The organism is Streptomyces roseolus (genome assembly GCF_014649855.1).
Lineage (GTDB): Bacteria > Actinomycetota > Actinomycetes > Streptomycetales > Streptomycetaceae > Streptomyces > Streptomyces roseolus.
In genome coordinates this window covers 46,759-69,042 of the sequence record NZ_BMTV01000008.1, presented here as the reverse complement: position 1 = coordinate 69,042, position 22,284 = coordinate 46,759, and the positions used below count along the sequence as shown (strand labels likewise).

15 protein-coding genes are annotated in these 22,284 nt (G+C 72.5%); 3 read left to right on the top strand and 12 right to left on the bottom strand.

Annotated elements, in window-relative coordinates; genetic code table 11:
• Positions 1–53: 53 nt before the first annotated feature.
• The 4 genes from IE245_RS11600 to galE all read right to left on the bottom strand — a co-directional run bounded on the left by IE245_RS11600 (position 54) and on the right by galE (position 3,756).
• The gene (locus tag IE245_RS11600; protein ID WP_189946725.1) at positions 54–560 is read right to left on the bottom strand and encodes a DUF8830 family protein; all 507 of its coding nucleotides are present in this window, start codon (positions 558–560) and stop codon (positions 54–56) included.
• 305 nt (positions 561–865) lie between these two features.
• Entirely contained in the window at positions 866–2,098 is a 1,233-nt protein-coding gene (gene proB, locus IE245_RS11595) for a glutamate 5-kinase (protein ID WP_229851224.1), read from the bottom strand.
• Between the two features lie 95 nt (positions 2,099–2,193).
• Positions 2,194–2,661 carry a GtrA family protein gene (locus IE245_RS11590; protein WP_189946724.1) on the bottom strand — a complete coding sequence of 156 codons (468 nt, stop codon included), beginning with the start codon at positions 2,659–2,661 and terminating at the stop codon, positions 2,194–2,196.
• A gap of 108 nt (positions 2,662–2,769) precedes the next feature.
• On the bottom strand, positions 2,770–3,756 hold the full coding sequence (gene galE, locus IE245_RS11585) for a UDP-glucose 4-epimerase GalE (protein WP_189946723.1): 987 nt from the start codon (positions 3,754–3,756) through the stop codon (positions 2,770–2,772).
• Positions 3,757–3,895: 139 nt separating this feature from the next.
• Between galE and IE245_RS11580 the strand changes: the two genes are divergently transcribed.
• Entirely contained in the window at positions 3,896–5,629 is a 1,734-nt protein-coding gene (locus tag IE245_RS11580) for a stealth family protein (protein WP_189946722.1), read from the top strand.
• Between the two features lie 107 nt (positions 5,630–5,736).
• Here the strand turns inward: IE245_RS11580 and IE245_RS11575 are convergent, their stop codons facing one another.
• Positions 5,737–8,547: a stealth family protein gene (locus tag IE245_RS11575; protein WP_189946721.1), complete on the bottom strand. Its 2,811-nt coding sequence runs from the start codon at positions 8,545–8,547 to the stop codon at positions 5,737–5,739.
• The gene (locus IE245_RS11570) at positions 8,544–9,479 is read right to left on the bottom strand and encodes a hypothetical protein (protein ID WP_189946720.1); all 936 of its coding nucleotides are present in this window, start codon (positions 9,477–9,479) and stop codon (positions 8,544–8,546) included. Before IE245_RS11570 ends, IE245_RS11575 begins: the two co-directional genes overlap by 4 nt.
• Before the next feature lie 260 nt (positions 9,480–9,739).
• Here IE245_RS11570 and IE245_RS11565 point away from each other — a divergent pair, with 260 nt between their 5' ends.
• Positions 9,740–11,890: a PIG-L family deacetylase gene (locus IE245_RS11565; RefSeq protein ID WP_189946719.1), complete on the top strand. Its 2,151-nt coding sequence runs from the start codon at positions 9,740–9,742 to the stop codon at positions 11,888–11,890.
• A 156-nt stretch (positions 11,891–12,046) separates the two neighbouring features.
• Here IE245_RS11565 and obgE read toward each other — a convergent pair whose 3' ends face one another.
• The 6 genes from obgE to IE245_RS11535 form a co-directional block, all read right to left on the bottom strand.
• Positions 12,047–13,486, bottom strand: a complete 1,440-nt coding sequence (gene obgE, locus IE245_RS11560) for a GTPase ObgE (protein WP_189946718.1) — start codon at positions 13,484–13,486, stop codon at positions 12,047–12,049.
• Positions 13,487–13,595: 109 nt separating this feature from the next.
• Positions 13,596–13,850 carry a 50S ribosomal protein L27 gene (rpmA, locus tag IE245_RS11555; RefSeq protein ID WP_030494090.1) on the bottom strand — a complete coding sequence of 85 codons (255 nt, stop codon included), beginning with the start codon at positions 13,848–13,850 and terminating at the stop codon, positions 13,596–13,598.
• 14 nt (positions 13,851–13,864) lie between these two features.
• Positions 13,865–14,185 (bottom strand): 50S ribosomal protein L21, encoded by a 321-nt coding sequence (gene rplU, locus IE245_RS11550; RefSeq protein ID WP_030494089.1) that lies wholly within the window; start codon positions 14,183–14,185, stop codon positions 13,865–13,867.
• A gap of 256 nt (positions 14,186–14,441) precedes the next feature.
• Positions 14,442–18,254, bottom strand: coding sequence for an Rne/Rng family ribonuclease (locus tag IE245_RS11545; RefSeq protein WP_189946717.1), 3,813 nt, complete (start codon positions 18,252–18,254; stop codon positions 14,442–14,444).
• A 232-nt stretch (positions 18,255–18,486) separates the two neighbouring features.
• Complete coding sequence (locus IE245_RS11540; RefSeq protein ID WP_189946716.1) at positions 18,487–19,278, bottom strand: TIGR03936 family radical SAM-associated protein; 792 nt, start codon at positions 19,276–19,278, stop codon at positions 18,487–18,489.
• A gap of 243 nt (positions 19,279–19,521) precedes the next feature.
• On the bottom strand, positions 19,522–20,157 hold the full coding sequence (locus tag IE245_RS11535) for a hypothetical protein (protein ID WP_189946715.1): 636 nt from the start codon (positions 20,155–20,157) through the stop codon (positions 19,522–19,524).
• 186 nt (positions 20,158–20,343) lie between these two features.
• On the opposite strand from IE245_RS11535, the gene IE245_RS11530 reads away from it, so the two are divergent.
• Positions 20,344–21,918 carry a recombinase family protein gene (locus IE245_RS11530; RefSeq protein ID WP_229851223.1) on the top strand — a complete coding sequence of 525 codons (1,575 nt, stop codon included), beginning with the start codon at positions 20,344–20,346 and terminating at the stop codon, positions 21,916–21,918.
• The last annotated feature ends 366 nt before the right edge of the window (positions 21,919–22,284 follow it).

Genomic DNA, 22,284 nt, shown 5'->3' with positions numbered 1-22,284 from the left:
CCACCGTACGGACCTCGGGGGCCCGGCCCGTCAGGACCCGGGCCTCCGGCGGGTCAGTAGGGGTGGACCCCGACCGGGGCGGCGGGCGGCGGGCCGTAGCCCTCCGCGATCCGCTGGTGGTAGGTCTCCCGGTCGATGACCTCGAGACCGACGATCTCCCACGGCGGGAGCTTCGCGGTCTGCCGGTGCTCGCCCCAGAGCCGGAGGGCGACGGCGGCCGCGTCGTGCAGGTCGCGGGCCTCCTCCCAGTACCGGATCTCGGCGTGGTCGTTGGCGTACCGGCTGGTCAGCAGGAAGGGGTGGTCGTGGGCGAGCTGTTCGAGCCCGCGCCGCACCTCCTTCAGCGGTGACTCGACACCGGACACGCTGAGCGTGACGTGCCACAGCTTGGACAGCGGGCGCTCCCCCGCGCCGCCGTCGCCTGTGTCCGTCCCGGCTGCTGTGCTCCTGCCCTCCGTAGCCCTGTCCCGTGCCGCGTCGAAGTCGGCTCCGGCCTCGACACTCGTCAGGGCGCGTTCGGCCGTCCCGCGGGGCATGGCCCCTGGGCGCGCTCGTCTCACCGGCGGCCTCCTGTGTGATGCGTGTGGTGCTGTACCCCGCGTAGTTCGTCCCCCCCGGGACAAAGTTGACCAGCCCGAGCCGCCGCATGGGGCGGTTTTGGTAAAGGTCCCTTCCGGATGGCAGGAGTTTCAGCCGTTTCGGCGGCGCTCTCGCAAGGGCTTCCGGACCCGATTCCGACCGGATGTCCGTTCGGTCCTGGCGGGATCCCGTCCGGGCCCTGCCCGGTTCCTGCGCGGTGCCGGGTCCGGTTCCGGCCAGGGCCGGGCCTGGTGGGGGCCGGTGGCGGCCCGGTGGGGGGCCGGCCTCAGCCCAGGACGACGAGGTCGTCGCGGTGGACGACCTCGCGCTCGTACTCGGGGCCGAGCTCCCTGGCGAGTTCGTGCGTGGAACGGCCCAGCATCCGGGGGAGCTCCTTGGCGTCGAAGTTGACGAGGCCGCGGGCGACGGGGTGGCCGGCGGCGTCGCGGAGCTCGACCGGGTCCCCGGCGACGAAGTCGCCCTCGACGGTGGCGATGCCCGCGGCGAGCAGCGACTTCTTGCCCTCGACGACGGCCCGGACGGCTCCGTCGTCGAGCCCGAGGGAGCCCTGCGGGGTGGAGGCGTGGGCGAGCCAGAGGAGCCGGTCGGCGGAGCGGCGGCCGGTCCGCCGGAAGCAGGTGCCGGTGTCGCGGCCGGCGAGGGCGTCGGCGGCGCGGCTCGCGGAGGTGAGGACGACGGGGATGCCGGCGGCGGCGGCGATCCGGGCGGCCTCCACCTTGGTGACCATGCCGCCGGTGCCGACGCCCGCCTTGCCCGCGGAGCCGATCTCGACGTGGGCGATGTCCTGCGGGCCCGCCACCTCGGCGATCCGGCAGGTGCCCGGCTTGGCCGGGTCGCCGTCGTAGAGGCCGTCGACGTCGGAGAGGAGGACGAGGAGGTCGGCGCGGACGAGGTGGGCGACGAGGGCGGCGAGCCGGTCGTTGTCGCCGAAGCGGATCTCGTCGGTGGCGACGGTGTCGTTCTCGTTGACGACCGGCAGCGCGCCCATGGCGAGGAGCTGGTCGAGGGTGCGGTAGGCGTTGCGGTAGTGGGCGCGACGGCTGGTGTCGTCGGTGGTGAGCAGCACCTGGCCGACGCGGACGCCGTAGCGGGCGAAGGAGGCGGTGTACCGGGCGACGAGGAGGCCCTGGCCGACGCTGGCGGCGGCCTGCTGGCGTGCCAGGTCCTTGGGCCGCCGGGTGAGGCCGAGCGGGGCGAGGCCGGCGGCGATGGCGCCGGAGGAGACCAGCACGATCTCCTTCTCGCCGCCGCCGCGGACCTTGGCGAGGACATCGACGAGGGCGTCGACCCGGTCGGCGTCGAGACCGCCCGCGGCGGTGGTGAGGGAGGAGGAGCCGACCTTGACGACGATCCGGCGCGCCTCGGTGACGAAGGGACGCACGACGGACGACCCGGCCTGCGGGCTCGCGGCCTGCGAGGCCGGGGCCTGCGGGTTCGGGCTCTGCGGGTTCGAGGCCTGCGGGTTCGGGCTCTGCGGGGTCACGTCCTGTCGGTTCATGTCCTGCTGCACCGCCGCCATATCCGTCGCCACCTGCGCCGCCCTCACTCGCTGTTCCGGCGCCGTGCGCTCCCGGCACGGTCGCGAGGGGCAATCTACGCGAGCCGGGACGGCTGCCGCTCCTCCGTTTCGTCCTCCGGACCGGAACCGTCCGCACGGGAGCCGTCCGGGTCGCGTCCCTCCGGGCCGGGGGCCCGGCTGACGAGGATCCGGCGGGAGATCACGTACGTGAAGGGGATGGCGACGACGGCGGCCACGAGTGGCGCGATCCTGTCGTCCGTCCCGGCCCAGGTGACGAGCGCGTACAGGCCGGCGCTCTGCACCACGTAGTTGGTGACGTTGGTGAGCGGGAAGAGGGCGAACTTCTTCCAGGTGGGCCGGGTGCGATAGGTGAAATACGTGTTGAGGAAGAAGGAGCCCACCATGCTGAGCAGGAAGGCGAGGGTGTACGCGGCGAAGTACGGCATCCAGGGGTGGAGCAGCAGGTAGCAGCCGAAGAAGGTGCCGGTGTTGATCCCGCCCACCACGCCGAAGCGGATGATCTGGCCGAGCTGGTCTCGCATGGGGCCCATCAGATCGCCGTGAGATGAACGGGGCGTGCCCGACGGGCGACGCCCGCACGACGAACGGCCCCCTCGGGCGAGGGGGCCGTTCGTGGGGAGACGGTGTTCCTAGACGGCGGCGCCGCGGCGGGCGGTCCAGCCGGCCCAGGCGGAGCCGATCATGTCGCGGACGTCGTACCGCGCCTTCCAGCCCAGCTCGGCGGCGATACGGTCGGCGGAGGCGACGACGCGGGCCGGGTCGCCGGGGCGGCGCGGGGTGACGAGGGGCTCGGCGTCGTGCCCGGTGATCTCGTTGATCAGCGCGACCATCTCGGTGACGGAGACGCCCTCGCCCCGGCCGATGTTGACGGTGAGGTCGCGCGGCTCGCCGGCCCCGGCCCACTCGGCGAGCTTGCGGGCGGCCACCAGGTGGGCGTCCGCGAGGTCCTCGACGTGGATGTAGTCGCGGACGCAGGTGCCGTCCGGAGTGGCGTAGTCGTCGCCGAAGATCCGGGGCGCCTCGCCGGCGTCGAGCCGCTCGAAGACCATCGGCACCAGGTTGAAGACGCCGGTGTCGGCGAGCTCCGGGGTGGCCGCGCCGGCCACGTTGAAGTACCGCAGGCAGGCGGTGGCGATGCCGTGCGCCTTGCCCGTCGCGCGGACCAGCCACTCGCCGGCGAGCTTGGTCTCGCCGTACGGGCTGAGCGGCAGGCAGGGGGTCTCCTCGGTGACGAGGTCGACGTCCGGCATGCCGTACACGGAGGCGGAGGAGGAGAAGAGGAAGCTGCGCACGTCCGCGGCGGCGACCGCCTCCAGGAGGACGGTGAGCCCGACGACGTTCTCGCGGTAGTAGTGCAGCGGCAGCTCGACGGACTCGCCGACCTGCTTCTTCCCGGCGAGGTGGACGACGCCCGTGATGCCGTGCTCGGCCAGCGTCCGGTCCAGCAGCTCGCGGTCCAGGACGGAACCGACCACCAGCGGCACGCCGTCGGGAAGCCGGTGTGCGTACCCCGTGGAGAGGTCGTCCAGGACCACGACCCGCTCGCCCGCCGCCGTCATGGCGCGCACCACGTGCGAGCCGATGTATCCGGCACCACCGGTGATCAGATAAGTCATGCGCCCCTTGTCCCTTCGCTGAGAAGCCCGTCGGTACACGGTACCGGCTGCCCGCACCGGGCCCCGGTGGCCATGGCCCCAGACGGCATACTGGAGGAGTTCATCCTTCCGTCCGAACCCGTTCGAGGAGTCGACCGCAGTGCGAAATCCCGAGGCACCCAGGCTGCTTGGGGTCTACCGCCGAGCCGTACCGGAACGCGTGAGGCGGGCCATCGTTTCGCAGGTCGACGCCGACATGCGCCGCAAGGTGAAGATGCGCATCGCCAGCGGCACCGCGGCCGCCGAGCGGCGCCGCGGCGACCGCCTCGCCAAGCGTTACGGGGCCCACACCGCCGGCGCCGACCGCGCCGTGATCACGGTGGGCAAGGAGCCGAAGGTGGCGCTCGTCACCGAGGGCATCACCCCGCTCCGCGCCCGCCGGGCCAATCTGGAGACCGTCCTCGCGGCGCTCGCCGGCGCCGGCGTCGAGCACTTCGCCGTCCGCGGCCAGTCGGACACCGCCGCCGCCGTGGCCGTCCGCGCCGAGGACCGCGCCGCCGTCCTCGCCGCCCTGGCGGAGGCCTGCAAGGCCCTGCCCGGCTATGTGACGGCGCTCGGCGCCAACGGCCCCGTCACCCGCGCGTCCGAGCCCGGCTTCGAGCCGTCGACCTGGCAGCGGCTGCGCAACTCCCCCGTCCTGCGCCTCACCTGGTACCACACGGACCCGACCCACCAGCTGGCGCTCGGCGACACCTACGGCTGCGACGTCGAGTTCTGGACGCTGGAGGAGGGCGAGCTGACCGCGCCCCGCGCCGGACGGATCGCCTCGGTGCTGCCGCCGTCCGGAGAGATCGTCCCGGTCCCGGAGCCGTACTTCACCAGCCTCGCGCCCCGGCGGACCGAGGGCGCCCCGCTCGTCCCCGCCCGCGTGGAGACGGCCGTCGTCCCCACCGACGAGGTCACCTTCCCGATCGACGTCGTCTACACCTGGGTGGACGGATCGGACCCGGCCTGGCTGCGGCAGCGCGCCGAGTTCTCCGGCGAGGGCTACCACGCGGAGGCGGCGAACGCCGCCCGCTACCTGAGCCGCGACGAGCTCCGCTACTCGCTGCGCTCCCTCCACATGTACGCCCCCTGGGTGCGGAACATCTACCTGGTGACCGCCGACCAGGTCCCGGAGTGGCTGGACACCGACCGGCCGGGCATCAAGGTCGTGTCCCACAAGGACATCTTCCGCTCCCCCGACCTGCTGCCGACCTTCAACTCGCACGCGATCGAGTCGCAGCTGCACCACATCGAGGGGCTCTCCGAGCACTTCCTCTACTTCAACGACGACGTGATGCTCGGGAACGAGGTGACGCCCGGGGACTTCTTCCACGCCAACGGCATCACCAAGTTCTTCCCGTCACCCGCCCTCGTGCCGCTCGGCGAGCGGACCGTCGACGACCCGCCGGTGGCCGCCGCCGGCAAGAACAACCGCCGCCTGATCCAGGAGCGGTACGGCGCGGTGCTCGTCCAGAAGATGAAGCACATGCCGCATCCGCTGAGCCGGACCGTGCTGACCGAGATCGAGACGGAGTTCGCCGCCGAGTACCGCCACACCGAGGCGAGCAGGTTCCGCAGCATCGACGACATCTCCATCTCGTCCTCGCTGCACCACTACTACGCCTTCCACACCGGCCGCGCGGTCCCCGCCCAGCTGCCGTACTCCTATCTGGACCTGACCCACCCGTGGACGGAGACCCGGCTCGGCCGGCTCCTCGCCGCCCGGGACAAGACGGTCTTCTGCGTCAACGACACGGTGTCCACGGAGCTGGAGGTGGGCGAGCAGAAGGACCTGATCACCCCCTTCCTGGAGGCGTACTTCCCGGTCCCGAGCCCGTACGAGAAGTAGCCCGGCGGCACCGGGCACGACGGCACGAGAGAGGGGCGCCCGGACCGGAAGGTCCGGGCGCCCCTCTCTCGTGGGCCCGTGAGCGCGTGCCCACGGGCCCGTGGGCCTCAGTCGCGCTCGAAGCGGGAGCGGACCGGGAAGTACGCCCGCAGGAAGGCGCTCAGCACGCGGTCCTGCTCGTCGACCGGCACCTCCGCGTCCGCGGACTCGCCGATGCAGAACACGTCGTGGCTCCGGGCGGCCAGCAGCCGGCTGAGCACCGAGTGGTGGGCGTAGTTGCCCACGTTCACATAGCTGCAGGAGATGGCCGACGGCACCGAGTTGCCCGTCAGGTAGCCGTAGTGGTGGTGCAGCGACGAGGTGATCGACAGGTCTGTGTTCGCGCGGAAGGGGTTGCGGGCCGTCGTCGCGATCTCCTCGGGGAACCGCTCGGTGATCTCTTGGAGCACACTGCGGCGCAGCGGGTGCGGCGCGTGCAGGAAGCTGTGCGTGGCGACCCGGCCGAAGGCCTTCTCGAGCAGCGCCCGGTTGTTCTTGGCCGCGGCGAAGTAGCCCTCGTCGTCCGGCGACGGCTCGCTCGGCGGGACGGTGGTCGGCGAACGGAACATCTTCGCCACGCCGTTGCTGAGGAAGAAGGAGCCGGGCTGCAGCGGACGTCCGACGAAAACGTCGTCGTTGAAGTAGAGGAAGTGCTCGGAGAGCCCCTCGATGCGGTGCAGCTGTGACTCGATCGCGTGCGAGTTGAACGTGGGCAGCCACGACTCGTCCGGGAAGATGTCCTTGTGGGACACGACCTGGATGCCCGGCTGTTCGGTGTCGAGCCACTCGGGGGCCTGGTCGTCGGTCACCAGGTAGATGTTCCGCACCCAGGGCGCGAACATCTCCAGCGACCGCAGTGAGTAGCGCAGTTCGTCGCGGTTGCGGAAGCGGACGTCGCCGCTGTCGGCGTCGTCGACCGGCATGTCCAGCCGGCGGCGCACGGCGTCGCGGCGCTCCCGCCACGCGGGGTCGGTGTCGTCGACCCACGTGTAGACGACGTCGATGGGGAAGTCGATGTCCCACATCAGGTTCTTGGTGAACTGGCTCAGCGTCGGGTAGTCGCGGCCGGCGACCTCCAGCTTCGCCGTCGGCTCCAGGGACGGCAGGCGCCGGCCGAGCAGGGTGGTGGAGCGGGGGCTGTTGCGCCAGCCGTCCTCGTCCTCTTCCCAGAACTCGACGGTGCAGCCGTAGGCAGGGCCGTACCGCAGGGTGCGGCTCTCGCTGGTCACCGGTGTGAAGACCTTCACGCCGGCGACCTCGCCGACGGTGTCGAGCCGCTCGGCCAGGATCGCGCCGGGGGCGGCGCCACGCGGGGTGATCAGCTCGCCGTAGACGGGGCGGCCGTGCAGCTCGCTCGCCAGGGCGCGCAGGGCGCGCTCCCGCTCCTCGACCGGGACGGCGAGGAAGTGGGCGACGGTGTCGGTGCGCAGGTAGACGTAGGGGACGCCGGCGGCCTCGAAGACCTTGGCCGTGACCTCCAGGTTCGTCCGCGCCATCGTCGGCGCGTCGATCTCGTCGCTCACCTGCGAGAGCCGGCCGGCGGAGCGGATGAGGGTGCGGTTCTGCGCCTGGATGAGCACCTCCCGCGCCTTCTGCTCGTCGGCGGAGTTCGGGAGGAGGGTGACGGGCGCGGCGACGCTGAAGTTCTTGGTGCCGCCCTGGGCGAGGCGCAGCGCGACGCGGTCGGCGCGGGAGGCGAGGCGCTCGGGCGAGTCGCGGCGCGCGACGAGGCGCTCGAAGAGCTGCTCCCACTGGCCGGTGATCGACTCGCCGGAGAACCGCTCGTAGACGCCGGTCCTGGCCGCCTGGCCGAAGGCGAGGCGGAGGTCGTCGTCGCCCATCAGGCGGGACATGGCCTCGGCGAGGGAGTCGATGTCCTTGGAGGGGACGAGGAGGCCGTCCACGTCGTGGCGGATGATCTCGGCGGGCCCGGTGACGATGTCGTACGCGACGACGGGGACGCCGGCCGCGAAGACCTCCAGGAGGACCAGCGGGAAGGCCTCGTTGCGCGAGGGCAGCAGGGCCAGCGAGGCCTTGGCCCACTCGGCCTCCATCTGGTCGGTGCGGCCCATGAACTCCACGCGGGCGTGGAGGCCGAGGCCCTCGACCAGGTTGCGCAGCCGGATCAGCTGGGGGCCGTCGCCGAAGATGCGCAGCGTCCAGTCCGGGAACTCCTCGGAGACCCGGTGGAAGGCGTGGACCGCGTGGTCCAGCTGCTTCTCCGGGGTCATCCGGGCGGCCAGGACGATGGTCTTGCTCTCCAGGTCGGCGCGGGGGCGGTAGCCGTCCGGCACGGCGTTGGGGATGGCGACGAGCTCGGGGGCGGTGTCGCCGAGGGAGTCGGCGAACCAGTCGTTGGTGCGCTCGGTGAGCGAGACGAGGGCGTCGATGCGGGGGCCGTGGACGAGCAGCGGCTCGCCGGAGACACCGCGCAGCTGGGAGGCGCGGTGCTCCTGGTGGACGGTGATGACCCGGGACGGCGCGAGCTCCGCGGCGGCGGCCATCAGCGCGGGGGTGGTCGTCACGAGCACGTCGGTGTCCAGGGAGCCGAGCTCCCTGGTCATCTCGATGTCGGAGAGCCGGTCGAAGGTGCTCTCCCAGGACGGCTTGATGATCTCGCTCGGCAGGGAGGCCAGGGTGCGGCAGGCGGCGGCGTCCAGGGCGGACTCGCGGACCGGGCGCCCGACGGGGCCCGTGCGGTCGATGAGGTAGCGCCGCTTGACCTTCTTGGCGGCACCGAAGAAGGGCTCTTCGCGGGTCTTGAAGACGCTGAGGACCTCGACCTCGTGCCGGGGCGCGAGATGGATCGCCTGGGTGTAGGCGGCCATCTCCGTTCCGCCCATCTCGTCTCCCCAGGTGAGCAGAAACGTGATCTTCATGCGACTTCCTCTGTGCTGGGGGACGCGGGTATGACATCGACGCAGCTGACGACCAGGGCGCCGGCCCCCGCGACATAAGCGTGCACCCGCATGAGGGAGCCATTGTCGAGCGCGATGATGCGAATCGGCGTGCGGAAGACCCGCCGGGGATAACGGACGTCGGTGAACTGCCGGGAGATCTTGAGGCGCTGCCCGCCGACGCGGACGAAGAGCTCCCAGACCCGGGCGTGGTCGACACCACCCATCCGGTCGAACGGGACGTCGAAACGGAAGCGGTCGCCCTCCCACTCAGGGGTGACGGAGACGGGGGCGCCGCCGCCGCGCCGCAGCACCATCTCGGCCTTGCCGCGCGCCTCGGCGGCGGCGAAGCCGTAGACCCGGCCGTACACGGTGACCCGGTCCCAGCGGAGCTCGAAGTCGGTGAACTCGGCGTGCCGACGCGGGGCACGGACCTTGATCAGCGCGAAGCCGTCGACGGAGCGGACGATGCGGAAGAGGGCGCCGCTGGTCGGGGAGGGCGAGTAGACGCGGGTCGGGCCGTCGGCGGCCGGCTCCGCGAAGGCGGTGACCACGGCCCGGCGGGTCTCGCCCTGCGGGTCGGTGAGGACGAGCGTCGGCTTCCACAGGCCGCTCGTCAGCATGGGTCCGCGGCGGCCGGTCTCCGAGGGGGTCTCGTAGCGCAGCGGCGTGGTCGCGGTGAGCAGCGCCGTGCCGTCGGCCTGCGGCTCGACCTCCAGCGGCAGTTCGACGCGGTGGGTGCCGTGGGTGAGGACCAGGACGGCGGAGGCGACCCGGCCGCGGGGGACCGAGACGGCGAAGTTCAGCGTCCGGCCGCCGGAGATGGAGAAGTGGACGGGCTTGATGTGGGCGCGGTGCCTGAGTCCGCCGCCGATGGCCGGAACGGTGTGCAGCCGCTCGACGCGACGCCGCATGCGTACAGCGGCCTTGCGAGCACGCTTGGCAGCGCCCACCGCATAGGGCAGCAGTGAGTCACTCACAGCGATCCCGGCTTCCGTTCGTCCGACCCAATCAGCCTCGGATGATGCCAAGGATGGGAAAGCTCGGCAAGTTCACCCAAGATTCAGCAATTGCTGTGATGATCATCACTTGATCGTTTGAAACCTTCTCGCGGGATTTCCCTCTTCACTTGTGTGGCGACTCCGACGGGTCGCTTCGACGCGAGAGGGAAAAGATGGACCGCCGGAGCGAAGCCCCGCGCCGCAGCACGACCCGACGCACCGTGCTCGCGGGCCTGACGGGCGCCGCACTCACCGGAATGCTCGCCGGATGCGCGAACGGTACGGTACCCGGACTGATCGGAAGCACCGACACCACCGGACGCGCCACGGGCACCACGACGCCGGCGCGCCAACTGGGCACGGAGCGACGTGCCTCGTTCGGCTCGACCGCCGGCACGCGGGTCATGCAGTTCGTCGCCCACCCCGACGACGACCTGTTCTTCATGAACCCCGATGTCGCCCAGACCCTGGCCCAGGGAGTCCCCGTCGTCTCCGTGTACGTGACGGACGGCGGCTCCTTCGGCCTCAACGCGATACCCGGCCTGCCGGAGCCCCCGGCGGACGTCCCCGCGTACGTCTCCTCCCGCCAGCAGGGTCTGCGCCAGGCGTACGCCTCCATGCTCGGCGCCCCGCTCTTCACCCCGTGGGAGCGCACCGAGATCCTGCTGCCGGGCGGTCGCCGCGCCGAGCTGAACCGGCTCGAGCACCAGGGCCGGCTGGCCGAGCTGATCTTCCTCAACATACGGATGCACTCCGAGCAGTTGGGGCGGATGGTCAACATGACCGAGCTGTGGGGCACGCCGGGGGTGCGGCTGCCCACCCAGCCCGGCACGGGCTCGCCGGTCCAGACCTCGTACTCGTACAACCGCGTCGAGCTCATCGAGACACTTGTCTCACTGCTCCGCCGCTACCGGCCGACGCTCGTGCGGACGCTCGACCCGGACCCGGACTTCCAGCTGCACGACGCGCAGCACCCGCGCGGCAGCGACCAGCCGAACTTCTCCGACCACCCGGACCACACGGCCACGGCGCTCTTCACGTGGCGGGCGCTCGCCGACTGGGCGGCCGGGTCGGCGCGCGGCATACCGGTCTTCCAGACCGAGGCGTACCGCGGCTACTACAACCAGCGCTGGCCGTACAACCTGCCGCCCGAGACGGTCGCGGCGAAGGTCAAGACCATCGACGCCTACGGCGGCGACCCGTCGTGGGAGTGCGGCAACGAGGGCGGCTGCGGCGACTACGCGGTCGGCGGCGGCCGGACCCTGAAGTCGGCGAAGGGATGGGTGCGCAGCACCCATCGGCGGTACGCGAACGCCGGCCCCCAGGTCGTACGCGAAGCCAACGGCGGCATCACGGTGTTCGGAGTCCTCGGCACCCGGCTCGCGCGCTGGACCTCCCACCCGGCCACCGGGAAGCTGGGCGACCCCCAGGACCTCGGCGGCGGACCCCTCGCCCCCGCGATCTCCGTCACGAAGGGCCCGGACGGGCGCCTCATGGTCTTCGCGCTGCGCTTCTCGCGGATCGACGGCCCCACGGCGAACAACGTCCGCGAGATCGTGATGCTGCGCCAGAAGACGCCCGGTGGTGCCTTCGAGTCCTCCTGGACCAGCCTCGGCAACCCGGAGACCACCGCGCGGCGCACCCGCCTCGTCGGTACGCCCACGGTCGTCACCGGGCGGGACGGGCGGGTCCACCTCTTCGTGCGCAACGGCAACAAGGGCGTCAGCACCCGGGTGCTGACCAACGGCACCCAGTGGTCTCCGTGGCGCCCGCTGCCCGGCGGACGCGTCCAGGAGGCGCTGTCGGCCACCGTCGACGGGAAGGGCCTGATCCACGTCTTCGCCGCGTCCTCCGGCTGGATAGAGCACTGGACGCAGCGCACCCCCACCTCCGCCCTGCGCAAGGGCTCGCGCCGGCTGGTGGCACGGCCCGGCGACGTGCCGAACGCGGTGACGGCGTCGGACGGCTCCGTGCTGGTCGCGTACCGGGCCGTGTCGAGCCCCGGCCTGCGGGTCGAGCGGCTGGCGGCCGGGGCGCCCAAGAGCTGGACGACGGTGGCGTACGTGAACCTCCCCGCCTACGGCCGGGTCAGCCTGGTCGGCGGCCGGCGGCCGAGCGGGAACGACCTGCTGATGGCGGTGTCGGGCGGCAGCGGCGAGGGGCTCGTCTACGACGTCCAGGGCCGGGAGGCGCTGGGCCTCCACACCCGCAACACCGCGGTCTCGGTCGGCGTCCCCGCGACCCTGACGGCCCCCGGCACCACGATCGTCGTCGCCACCGGCCTGAACGCGACCCCGATCGTCTCCCACCTCCAGCAAGCCTGACCCGCGTACGCGAGAACCCCCGCCCGGCTCGGCCGGGCGGGGGTTCTCGCGTACGCGCCCCGGAAAGCGGGGCGAGCGGACCCGGCGGCGAGCCGGGCCCGGGGCCCTCTGGAAGGGGCCCCCTTCAGAAGGGGTCCCCTCTAGAAGGGGTCCCCTCTAGAAGGGGTCGAACTCGTCGTACTCGCGGTCCGAGTCGTCGTGCTCCGCCTGGCGGTCGCGGCGGCGCTGGGCGGCGGGGCGGGGGGCGTCGAAGCGGTGGTCCTCGCCGCGTCGGCCGAGCATCTCGGCACCGGCCATGAGGGTGGGCTCCCAGTCGAAGACGACCGCGTTCTCCTCGGAGCCGATGGCGACGCCGTCGCCGGCGCGGGCGCCCGCCTTCATCAACTCCTCCTCGACGCCGAGGCGGTTGAGGCGGTCGGCGAGGTAGCCGACGGCCTCGTCGTTGTTGAAGTCGGTCTGGCGGACCCAGCGTTCGGGCTTCTCGCCGCGCACGCGGTAGACGTCCTCGGCCTCGTCGTACGTGACGGTGAAGCCGGCGTCGTCGACCGCCTTCGGGCGGATGACGATGCGGGTCGCCTCCTCCACCGGCTTCGCGGCGCGGGCCTGCGCGACGATCTCGGCGAGGGCGAAGGAGAGCTCCTTCAGGCCGGTGCGGGCGACCGCGGAGACCTCGAAGACGCGGTAGCCGCGCTCCTCCAGGTCCGGGCGGATCATGTCCGCGAGGTCCTGGCCGTCCGGGATGTCGATCTTGTTGAGGACGACGATGCGCGGACGGTCGTCGAGGCCGCCGTACTGCTTCAGCTCCTCCTCGATGACGTCGAGGTCGCTGACCGGGTCGCGGTCGGACTCCAGCGTCGCCGTGTCGAGGACGTGGACGAGGACCGAGCAGCGCTCCACGTGGCGCAGGAACTCCAGGCCCAGGCCGCGGCCCTGGCTGGCGCCGGGGATGAGGCCGGGGACGTCGGCGATGGTGTAGACGGTCGAGCCGGCCGTCACCACGCCGAGGTTCGGGACCAGCGTCGTGAAGGGGTAGTCCGCGATCTTCGGCTTGGCGGCCGAGAGGACGGAGATCAGCGAGGACTTGCCGGCGCTCGGGTAGCCGACGAGCGCCACGTCGGCGACGGTCTTCAGCTCCAGGACGATGTCGTCGAGGTCGCCGGGCTCGCCCAGCAGCGCGAAGCCGGGGGCCTTGCGGCGCGCCGAGGACAGCGCCGCGTTGCCGAGGCCGCCGCGGCCGCCCTGCGCGGCGACGTACGTCGTGCCGTGGCCGACGAGGTCCGCGAGGACGTTGCCCTTCTTGTCGAGGACGACGGTGCCGTCGGGCACGTACAGGACGAGGTCCTGGCCGTCCTTGCCCGCGCGGTTGCCGCCCTCGCCGGGCTTGCCGTTGGTGGCCTTGCGGTGCGGCGAGTGGTGGTACTCGAGCAGCGTGGTCACGGACTGGTCGACGACCAGGGTGACGTCTCCGCCGCGACCGCCGTTGCCGCCGTCGGGCCCACCGAGCGGCTTGAACTTCTCGCGATGGACGGAGGCGCAGCCGTGGCCCCCGTTACCCGCGGCGACGTGCAGCTCGACGCGGTCCACGAAGGTGGTCATGGTTCTGTGCCTCCAGAAAGCTATGTACGGGATTGTCTATCTAGTAACACGCGAAAGGCGGACCCGCTTCCCTGCCGGGAAGTGAGGTCCGCCTCCGCAAAACGTCCGATCAGGCGACCGGGACGATGTTCACGACCTTGCGGCCGCGGAAGGTGCCGAACTGCACCGAACCGGCCTGCAGGGCGAACAGCGTGTCGTCGCCACCGCGACCGACACCCGAGCCCGGGTGGAAGTGGGTGCCGCGCTGGCGGACCAGGATCTCACCCGCGTTGACGACCTGACCGCCGAAGCGCTTCACGCCGAGCCGCTGGGCGTTGGAATCGCGACCGTTCCGGGTGGACGATGCGCCCTTCTTGTGTGCCATTGCTCAGTCCCTCTTTACTTCGCGGCCGTCGGGATGGACGTGACCTTGATCGCCGTGTACTGCTGACGGTGACCCTGGCGACGGCGGTAGCCGGTCTTGTTCTTGTAGCGCAGGATGTCGATCTTGGCGCCCTTGGTGTGGTCCACGACCTCGGCCTGGACCTTGATGCCCGCCAGGACCCACGGGTCGCTGGTCACGGCGTCGCCGTCGACGACGAGCAGGGTCGAGAGCTCGACCGTGTCGCCCGGCTTGGCGGTGGAAATCTTGTCAACCTCAACGATGTCGCCGACAGCAACCTTGTGCTGGCGACCACCGCTGCGCACGATGGCGTACACGCGGATCTCTCTCTCACTCGGTAATGGGGACCTCTGACGCCAGCCGCCCACGCGCGGGCCTGGGGCCCACGGCGATCCGGATCGGACGAGCGGCCTCTCCCGACGAGCGGGAGGGGGGTGCTCAGAGGCGCGGCGCGTCACAGACACGCCGACGGTCTAGGTTACGGGCGGCTGCCACAGGGGGTCAAATTCGCCCGTGCGGGTGCGGACCGTCCCGGCGGGCCCCTTCCGAGGGCCCGCCGGGACGGCTCCGGCGTCAGTCCTGGGCCGGGGCCTTCTCCGCCGTCTTCTTGGCCGGGGCCTTCTTGGCGGCGGTCTTCTTCGCCGCCGTCTTCTTGGCCGCCGTCTTCTTCGTGGCGGCCTTCTTGGCCGTGGCCTTCTTGGCGGTCTTCCGGGCGGCCTTCTTGGCCGCCGGGGCGGCCTCGGTCTCCTCGGAGGCCGGCTCGGCGTCCGCCGCGGGGGCCTCGGCCGGGGCGGCCGTGGGCACCACGATCTCGGCGGCCTCGGCTCCGGCGGGGGCGCCCGCCGGGGCGGTGGCCTTGCGGACCACCCGGCGGCGGGCCCGCGGCGCGGCGGCCGCGGGGGCCTCCTCGGCGACGGGCTCCACGACCGGCTCGGCGGCCGGGGCGGGCTCCGCGGCCGACTCCGGGACCGGCACGGCCTCCGGCTCCGCGACCGCGACGACGGTCTCGGCCTCGGCGGCGGACGCCTCGGAGGTCGAGACGACCGGCGAGGTCACCCGGCGGGTGGCCCGGCGGCGGGTGCGCGGCGCGGGCGCCGCCTCCACCGGCTCCTCCGCGACCGGCTCGGCCACCGGGGCCTCGGCGGCCGGGGCGGGCTCGGCCACGGGCTCCGCGATCGGGGTCGGGACCACCGGCGCCGTCGTCCTGCGGGTGACGCGGCGACGGCCGCGGCCGCGGGTCGCGGCGGCCTCGGCCTCGGCGACGGAACCGTACAGCTCCTCGTCCGGGGCGATCGGGACCGGCACGGCCACCGGGGCGGCCAGCTCGGCCGCGACCTCGGCCTCGGTCTCGGTCTCCACCGGGGCCTCGGCCTCGTGCGCCTCGTGCGCCTCGTGCGCCTCGTGGGCGTGCTCGTGCACGTGCTCGTCGCCGCGGCCGCGCTTCTTCGAGCGCTTGCCGCCACCGCCGCCACCGTGGGTGGCCGGCTGCTCCATGTGGACGATGACGCCGCGGCCGTTGCAGTGGACGCAGGTCTCGGAGAAGGACTCCAGGAGGCCCTGGCCGACCCGCTTGCGGGTCATCTGCACCAGGCCGAGCGAGGTGACCTCGGCCACCTGGTGCTTGGTCCGGTCGCGGCCCAGGCACTCCAGGAGACGGCGGAGCACCAGGTCGCGGTTGGACTCCAGGACCATGTCGATGAAGTCGATGACGACGATGCCGCCGAGGTCGCGCAGCCGCAGCTGGCGCACGATCTCCTCGGCCGCCTCCAGGTTGTTCCTGGTGACGGTCTCCTCCAGGTTGCCGCCCTGGCCGGTGAACTTGCCGGTGTTGACGTCGACGACGATCATCGCCTCGGTCTTGTCGATCACCAGCGAGCCGCCGGACGGCAGCCAGACCTTCCGGTCGAGCGCCTTCATCAGCTGCTCGTCGATCCGGTAGGTGGCGAAGACGTCGACCTCGCTGGTCCACCGCTGGAGGCGGTCGGCCAGGTCGGGCGCGACGTGCGAGACGTAGCCGTGGATGGTCTCCCAGGCGTCGTCACCGCTCACGATGACCTTGGAGAAGTCCTCGTTGAAGATGTCGCGGACGACCCGGACGGTCATGTCCGGCTCGCCGTAGAGCAGGCTCGGCGCGGAGGTCGAGATCTGGCTCGCCTTCTTCTGGATGTCGGCCCACTGCGCCTGCAGGCGCTCGACGTCGCGGCGCAGCTCGTCCTCGCTCGCGCCCTCGGCGGCGGTGCGCACGATGACGCCCGCGTCCTCGGGGACGATCTTCTTGAGGATGGTCTTCAGCCGGGCGCGCTCGGTGTCCGGGAGCTTGCGGCTGATGCCGGTCATCGAGCCCTCGGGGACGTACACGAGGTAGCGGCCCGGGAGGGAGACCTGGCTGGTGAGGCGGGCGCCCTTGTGGCCGATCGGGTCCTTGGTGACCTGCACCAGGACCGACTGGCCGGACTTGAGGGCGGACTCGATGCGGCGCGGGCCGTGGCCCATGCCGAGCGCCTCGAAGTTCACCTCGCCGGCGTACAGGACGGCGTTGCGGCCCTTGCCGATGTCGACGAAGGCGGCCTCCATCGACGGCAGCACGTTCTGGACCTTGCCCAGGTAGACGTTGCCGACGTACGAGGTGGCCTGCTCCTTGTTGACGTAGTGCTCGACGAGCACGTTGTCTTCCAGGACGCCGATCTGGGTGCGCTCGCCGTTCTGGCGGACGACCATGACGCGCTCGACGGCCTCGCGGCGGGCGAGGAACTCGGCCTCGGTGATGATCGGGACGCGGCGGCGGCCCTGCTCGCGGCCCTCGCGGCGGCGCTGCTTCTTGGCCTCCAGGCGGGTGGAGCCCTTGATGGACTGCACCTCGTCCGCGCCGGTGCCGGGTTCGGCCTTCTCGCGGGCCGGGCGGGGCTCGCGGACCTTGACGACCGTGCGGACGCCGTCCTCTTCGGTGGTCTCGGCCTCGCCGGCGGCGTCACCGCTGCGGCGGCGACGGCGGCGACGGCGGCGGGAGCTGCTGGAGCCGGCGAAGCCGGACTCGTCGTCCTCCTCGGCCTCCTCGGCGCCGGCCTCGTCCTCGGCGTGGAGCTCGTCGGCGTCCTCGGCCTCCTCGGCCTCCTCCGCCTCGGCGGACTCGCCGCGGCGGCGGCGACGGCCGCCACGACGGCGACGACGGGACGGACGGTCGCCGTACTCGTCGGCGTCCTCCGCGTCCTCGGCCTCCTCCGCCTCGGCCTCGTCGGCGACGTGCTCGACCTCGGGCTCGTCGGCGACGGTCGCCGGGACGGGCTCGACGGCGACGGGCTCGCCGCGGCGGCGACGGCGGCGGCGCGGGCCGGTCTCGGCGCGCTCGGCGGGCTCGACGGCCTCGACCGTCTCGACGACGGTCTCCTCCGGCTCCTCCTCCTCGGCCTCGGCGGCGACGGCCGCGGCGGCGAACGCGGCGGTCTCCGGCGTCTGGAACATGGGCTCGGCGAAGACCGGGGCCTGGAAGACGGCGACGGCCGGGCGCTCGACGCGGCGGCGGCGCGGGGCCTCCTCGGCCGTGGCCGGCTCCGCGGTGAACTGCGGGACGTTGACGCGGCGGCGGCCGCGGCCACGGGTGGCGGCGGTCTCGGCGGCGGCGACGTCGGCACCGTGGGAGGCGATCTCCTCCACGGTGTCGGCGGGCAGGGCCTCGCCGGAGGTCGGCGCGGCGAGCTCGGCGGCGACGTCCGGGGTGACCGCGGTCTCGGGCGCGGCGGCACGGCGGGTGGCGCGGCGGCGGGTACGGGCCGGCGCGGCCTCGGCGGGCTCCTCCACGGCGGCGGACGGCTCGGCGGCGGGCTCCTCCGCGGCGGCCTCCTCGGCCGGGGCGGTGGAGGTCACCGGCGCGGTGGCCTTGCGGGTGGCACGGCGGCGGGTCCGCGCCGGCGCGGCCTCGGCGGACGGCTCGGCGGCCTCCTCCACGGCGGCGGACGGCTCGGCGGCGGGCTCCTCCGCGGCGGCCTCCTCGGCCGGGGCGGTGGAGGTCACCGGCGCGGTGGCCTTGCGGGTGGCACGGCGGCGGGTCCGCGCCGGGGCGGCCTCGACGACCGGCTCGACCGGCTCGGCGGCCTCCTCCACGGCGGCGACCGGCTCGGCGGCGGGCACCTCCGCGGCGGTCTCCTCGGCGACCGGCGCGGGCGCGGCCGTCTTGCGGGTGGCGCGGCGGCGGGTGCGGGCCGGGGCGGCCTCCGGCTCGGCGGCCGGGGTCTCGGCGGCGGGGGCCGGGGTGGTCTCCACGGCCTCGGCGGTCTCGCCGGCGGCGGTCACCGGCGGGCCGGCGGGCCGGGAGGCGGCGCGGCGCCGGCGGCGCGGCGGCAGCTTGTCACCGGGGGCGTTGTCGTTGGTCTCGTTGGTCTCTTCGAGCATGCGGGCGGTTCTCCCGTCACGCTCCCGGGCGCCGCGTCGGATTCCGGTGGGCGGCACGGACGCGCGTCGTGCGCGGTGCCGCCGTCCGGGGCGCGGGCGCCGCACGGGAGCTGAATGTCTGGCTCGCCGGTTCCGTACGCCCGATGCGTACGGCCTGGCGAAAGTCTGCTGGTCAGTGCGCTGCCCGACCCAGGTGGCTCCCGAGTGCCAGGGCTGCGCTCGACTCCGTCCCCTACGCGGGGCCTGCCTCCGGCGCCGTCGCCGGGGCGGTCGCGGCGGCCGTGGTTGCTGCGGCCGTGACTGCCTCGCGGTCGGGCGCGAGCGGGTCGGTCACCGTGCCGGACTCCTCGTCGAAGAGCCCCTGCGCCAGCCTGGTCACCGCTGCGGGGACCGGCGGCGCCAGGTCGGCCACAGCTCGGAGACCGGACAGGACGTCGTCGGGTCGCACGGCGGGTGTCGCGTGCCGAACGACCAGCCGCAGTATCGCACAGGCATCGTCGGCGGGCCTATCACCCCGGGGATCGCCCTGGGGCCGGTCCGCGACGAGCTCGGCGACGGCGGAGCGGGTGTCGAAGGTGCGGATGCCGTTCTTGGTCTTGCGCTGGACCTCGACCGTCTCGGCCGCGAGGAAGGCCTCCACGGCCTTCCGGGCGTCGTCGACGGTGACGCCGTCGAGCCGGAGCTCCCACACGGAGGCGGTGAGCCGGTCGGCGAGGCCGGAGGTGCGGGCCTCGACGGCGTCGGTGATGTCCAGGCCGGCCGGGAGGGACTCGTCGAGCAGGACCCGCAGGGTCTCGGGGTCGCGGCGCTCGGTGAGGGCGATCTCCAGGAACTCGGCCTCGGAGCCCGTACCCGTGGGGGCGGCGTTGGCGTACGACACCTTGGGGTGCGGGGTGAATCCGGCCGAGTACGCCATGGGCACCTCGGCGCGGCGCAGGGCGCGCTCGAAGGCGCGCTGGAAGTCGCGGTGGCTGGTGAACCGGAGGCGGCCGCGCTTGGTGTAGCGCAGACGGATGCGCTGCACCGCCGGTGCGGGCGGCGGGCCTTCGGGCTGTCGCTTGCCCAGTGGTTCTTCTCCTCGGTGCGGGGCGGGCGCGGGTGGCGTCCCGCCCGGAAGCTCTCGGGGCGTCCCGTGGGCTCCCGCCCGGATCACCCCCGCTCGGTGCGGGGAGATCTCGGGGGCGGGCGCCGCGCCGGGGACGTTCGTTGTACTACCCAGAGTACGCGCCCGGGCCACCTCGGGTTCCCCGGCGGGGTCGGCGGCGGTTCAGCGGGGGCCGCCGAAGAGCGCCGTCCGCACCTCGCGGGCGGCGGCGCGCACCGCCCGGGCGACGGTGGCGACGGGCGCCCACACGTACCGGCGCAGCCAGTGGCCGACGGGGGTGAGGACCGCCCGGTACACCCAGGCGAGGGGCCGGCCGATCGCGTTCCACAGGAGCCGGCGGATCGCCCGGCCGACGGCCCGGGAGATCTCGCCGGCGACGCGCCAGGCCCAGGCGAGGGCGGCGCCGACGACGCGGCAGACGGGGCCGAGCACGTACCGCCAGAGCAGGCGGAGCGGGGTGACGAGCAGCAGGTCGACGACCCACCACAGGGCCTTGCCGACGGGGACGAGGATCCACTCCCACAACCACCGGAGGGGGACGGCGAGGAGGTGGTGGAGCAGCCACCCCAGGGCTCGGCCGATCGGGGCGAGGACCCACTCCCACAGCCACCGGAGGGGGATGACGAGGAGGTGGTGGAGCAGCCACCCGAGGGCTCGGCCGATCGGGGCGAGGACCCAGCGCCAGAGCTGTCGGCAGCACCAGGCGAGGGCGTCCCAGAGCAGCCGGAAGGGCAGGACGACCACGAGGGCGATGGCGCGTGCCACTCCCGTGAGGCAGCCCGAGTTTTCCGTGTTCATGCCCAGATGGACGACGACGGCCCGGCGGAGGATTTCCCCTTCGCCGGGCCGTCACCAAGGCGTTACCGGGCTACTTCACCACGGTCAGCGGCAGCAGCTTCTTGCCGGTCGGGCCGATCTGGATGTGGGTGTCCATCTGCGGGCATAACAAGACAGCTGCATATCGAGCCTGTACGCTCCGCGACCATGAAGATGTACGACATCGAGAGCGAGTGGACCGCCTCGGACCTGGCTCTCCTGGAGGACCTGAAGCGGGCGGAGGCTCTGCTCCCCGAGGACGCTCCGCGTGCGCTCCTCTCCGTCCGCCTGTCCGTACTTACGGAAGACACGACGTCGCCGGTGCGGCAGGAGCTCGACCTACGGCTCCTCGCAAGAGAGAAGGGGTACCGCGTCGTCGGCGTCGCCTCTGATCTCAACGTGTCGGCGACGAAGGTTCCGCCGTGGAAGCGGAAGGAGCTCGGCGAGTGGCTCAACAACCGGGCTCCGGAGTTCGATGCTCTGCTCTTCTGGAAGCTCGACCGCTTCATCCGTCGCATGACGGACCTGTCCACGATGATCGAGTGGTGCGAGCGGTACGGGAAGAACCTCGTGTCGAAGAACGACGCGATCGACCTCAGCACGACCGTCGGCCGGATCATGGTCACGCTCATCGGGGGCATCGCCGAGATCGAGGCGGCGAACACGTCGACCCGCGTCACGTCGCTGTGGGACTACGCGCGCACGCAGGACTCATGGCTGGTCGGCAAGCCGACGTACGGCTACATCACGACGAAGGTGGACGGCAAGCCGGCGCTCGCCGTCGAGCCGAGCGCACACAAGGCACTGCACTGGGCTCGGCGCATGGCGCTCCGGGGCGTCTCCGCCCGCCGCATGGCCCTCTGTCTCGTCCGCTCCGGGCTCATGTCGACGGGGCTCACGACGTCGACTCTCCTTCGCCGCCTTCGTAACCCCGCACTCATGGGCTACCGGGTCGAGGAGAACAAGCAGGGCGGCAAGCGACGGAGCAGGCTCGTCCTCGGCAACGACGGCAAGCCGATACGGGTCGGCCCCCCGATCTTCACCGAGGAGGAGTTCGACACCCTCCAAGCGGCACTCGACCGACGAGGTAAGAGCCAGCCGACCCGGCAGGCGGGCGGAGCGACCCAGTTCCTCGGCGTACTCATCTGCGTCGACTGCTCGACCAACATGACCGTGCAGAAGAACGTGAGCAACGGCCGGAGCTACACGTACCTGCGCTGCGGCAAGTGCAAGGGCGGCGGCCTCGGCGCGCCCAACCCGCAGGACGTCTACGACGTCCTCGTGGGCGACGTGCTGCGCGTCCTCGGCGACTTCCCCGTCCAGGTCCGGGAGTACGCGAAGGGAGCCGAGGCGCGGGCCGAAGTGAAGCGGCTCGAAGACGCCATCTCCTATTACATGGCGGAGCTCGAACCAGAGGGCCGCTTCTCGAAGACGCGGTTCACTCGCGAGCGAGCGGAGAAGACGCTCGACAAGCTCACGGAAGAGTTGAACGCCATCGATCCCGAGACCACGCAAGACCGTTGGGTCCTCGTGCACAACGGCAAGACCTTCCGGGAGATGTGGGAAGCAGGCGGCATGGAGGCCATGGCCGAGGACCTGCGCCGGGTGGGCGTCACGTGCGAGGTGACCCGCACGAAGGTGAAGGGGGTGCGCGCGCCGTCCGTGCACCTGCGGCTCAAGATCCCGCGCGACGTCCGCGAACGCCTGGTCATCAAGGGTGACGACTTCGCCGCAAGGCTCTGACGAGGGAGCAGGGACAGACATCTCCGGGCGGCTCGGTCAGCCAGGCCCGGAGGTGTTCCGGCTTGACGGCCGGCCCGGGCTCCGGATAGGAAGACTTTCCCGCTCCTTCTGGGAGCGGACACCGTAGCTCCCGCCGTTCAACGGCGGTAGAGCTGGCCACTCCGTGAGGGGCCGCGATCCCGAGGGGCTCGCAGGGACGTCGAGGACATCCCGAAGCGTAGGACGGTACTGCGCGACTTCCACCCAACGCCGAGGCGCGGCTCCGTGCTGTCCTCGGCCAGCGCCAGGAGTCGCCAGCCCTTGAACATCACGATCGAAGTCGTCTGGACTTGTGAGGTCTGCACCTCACCCCTCGTCGAGGGAGAG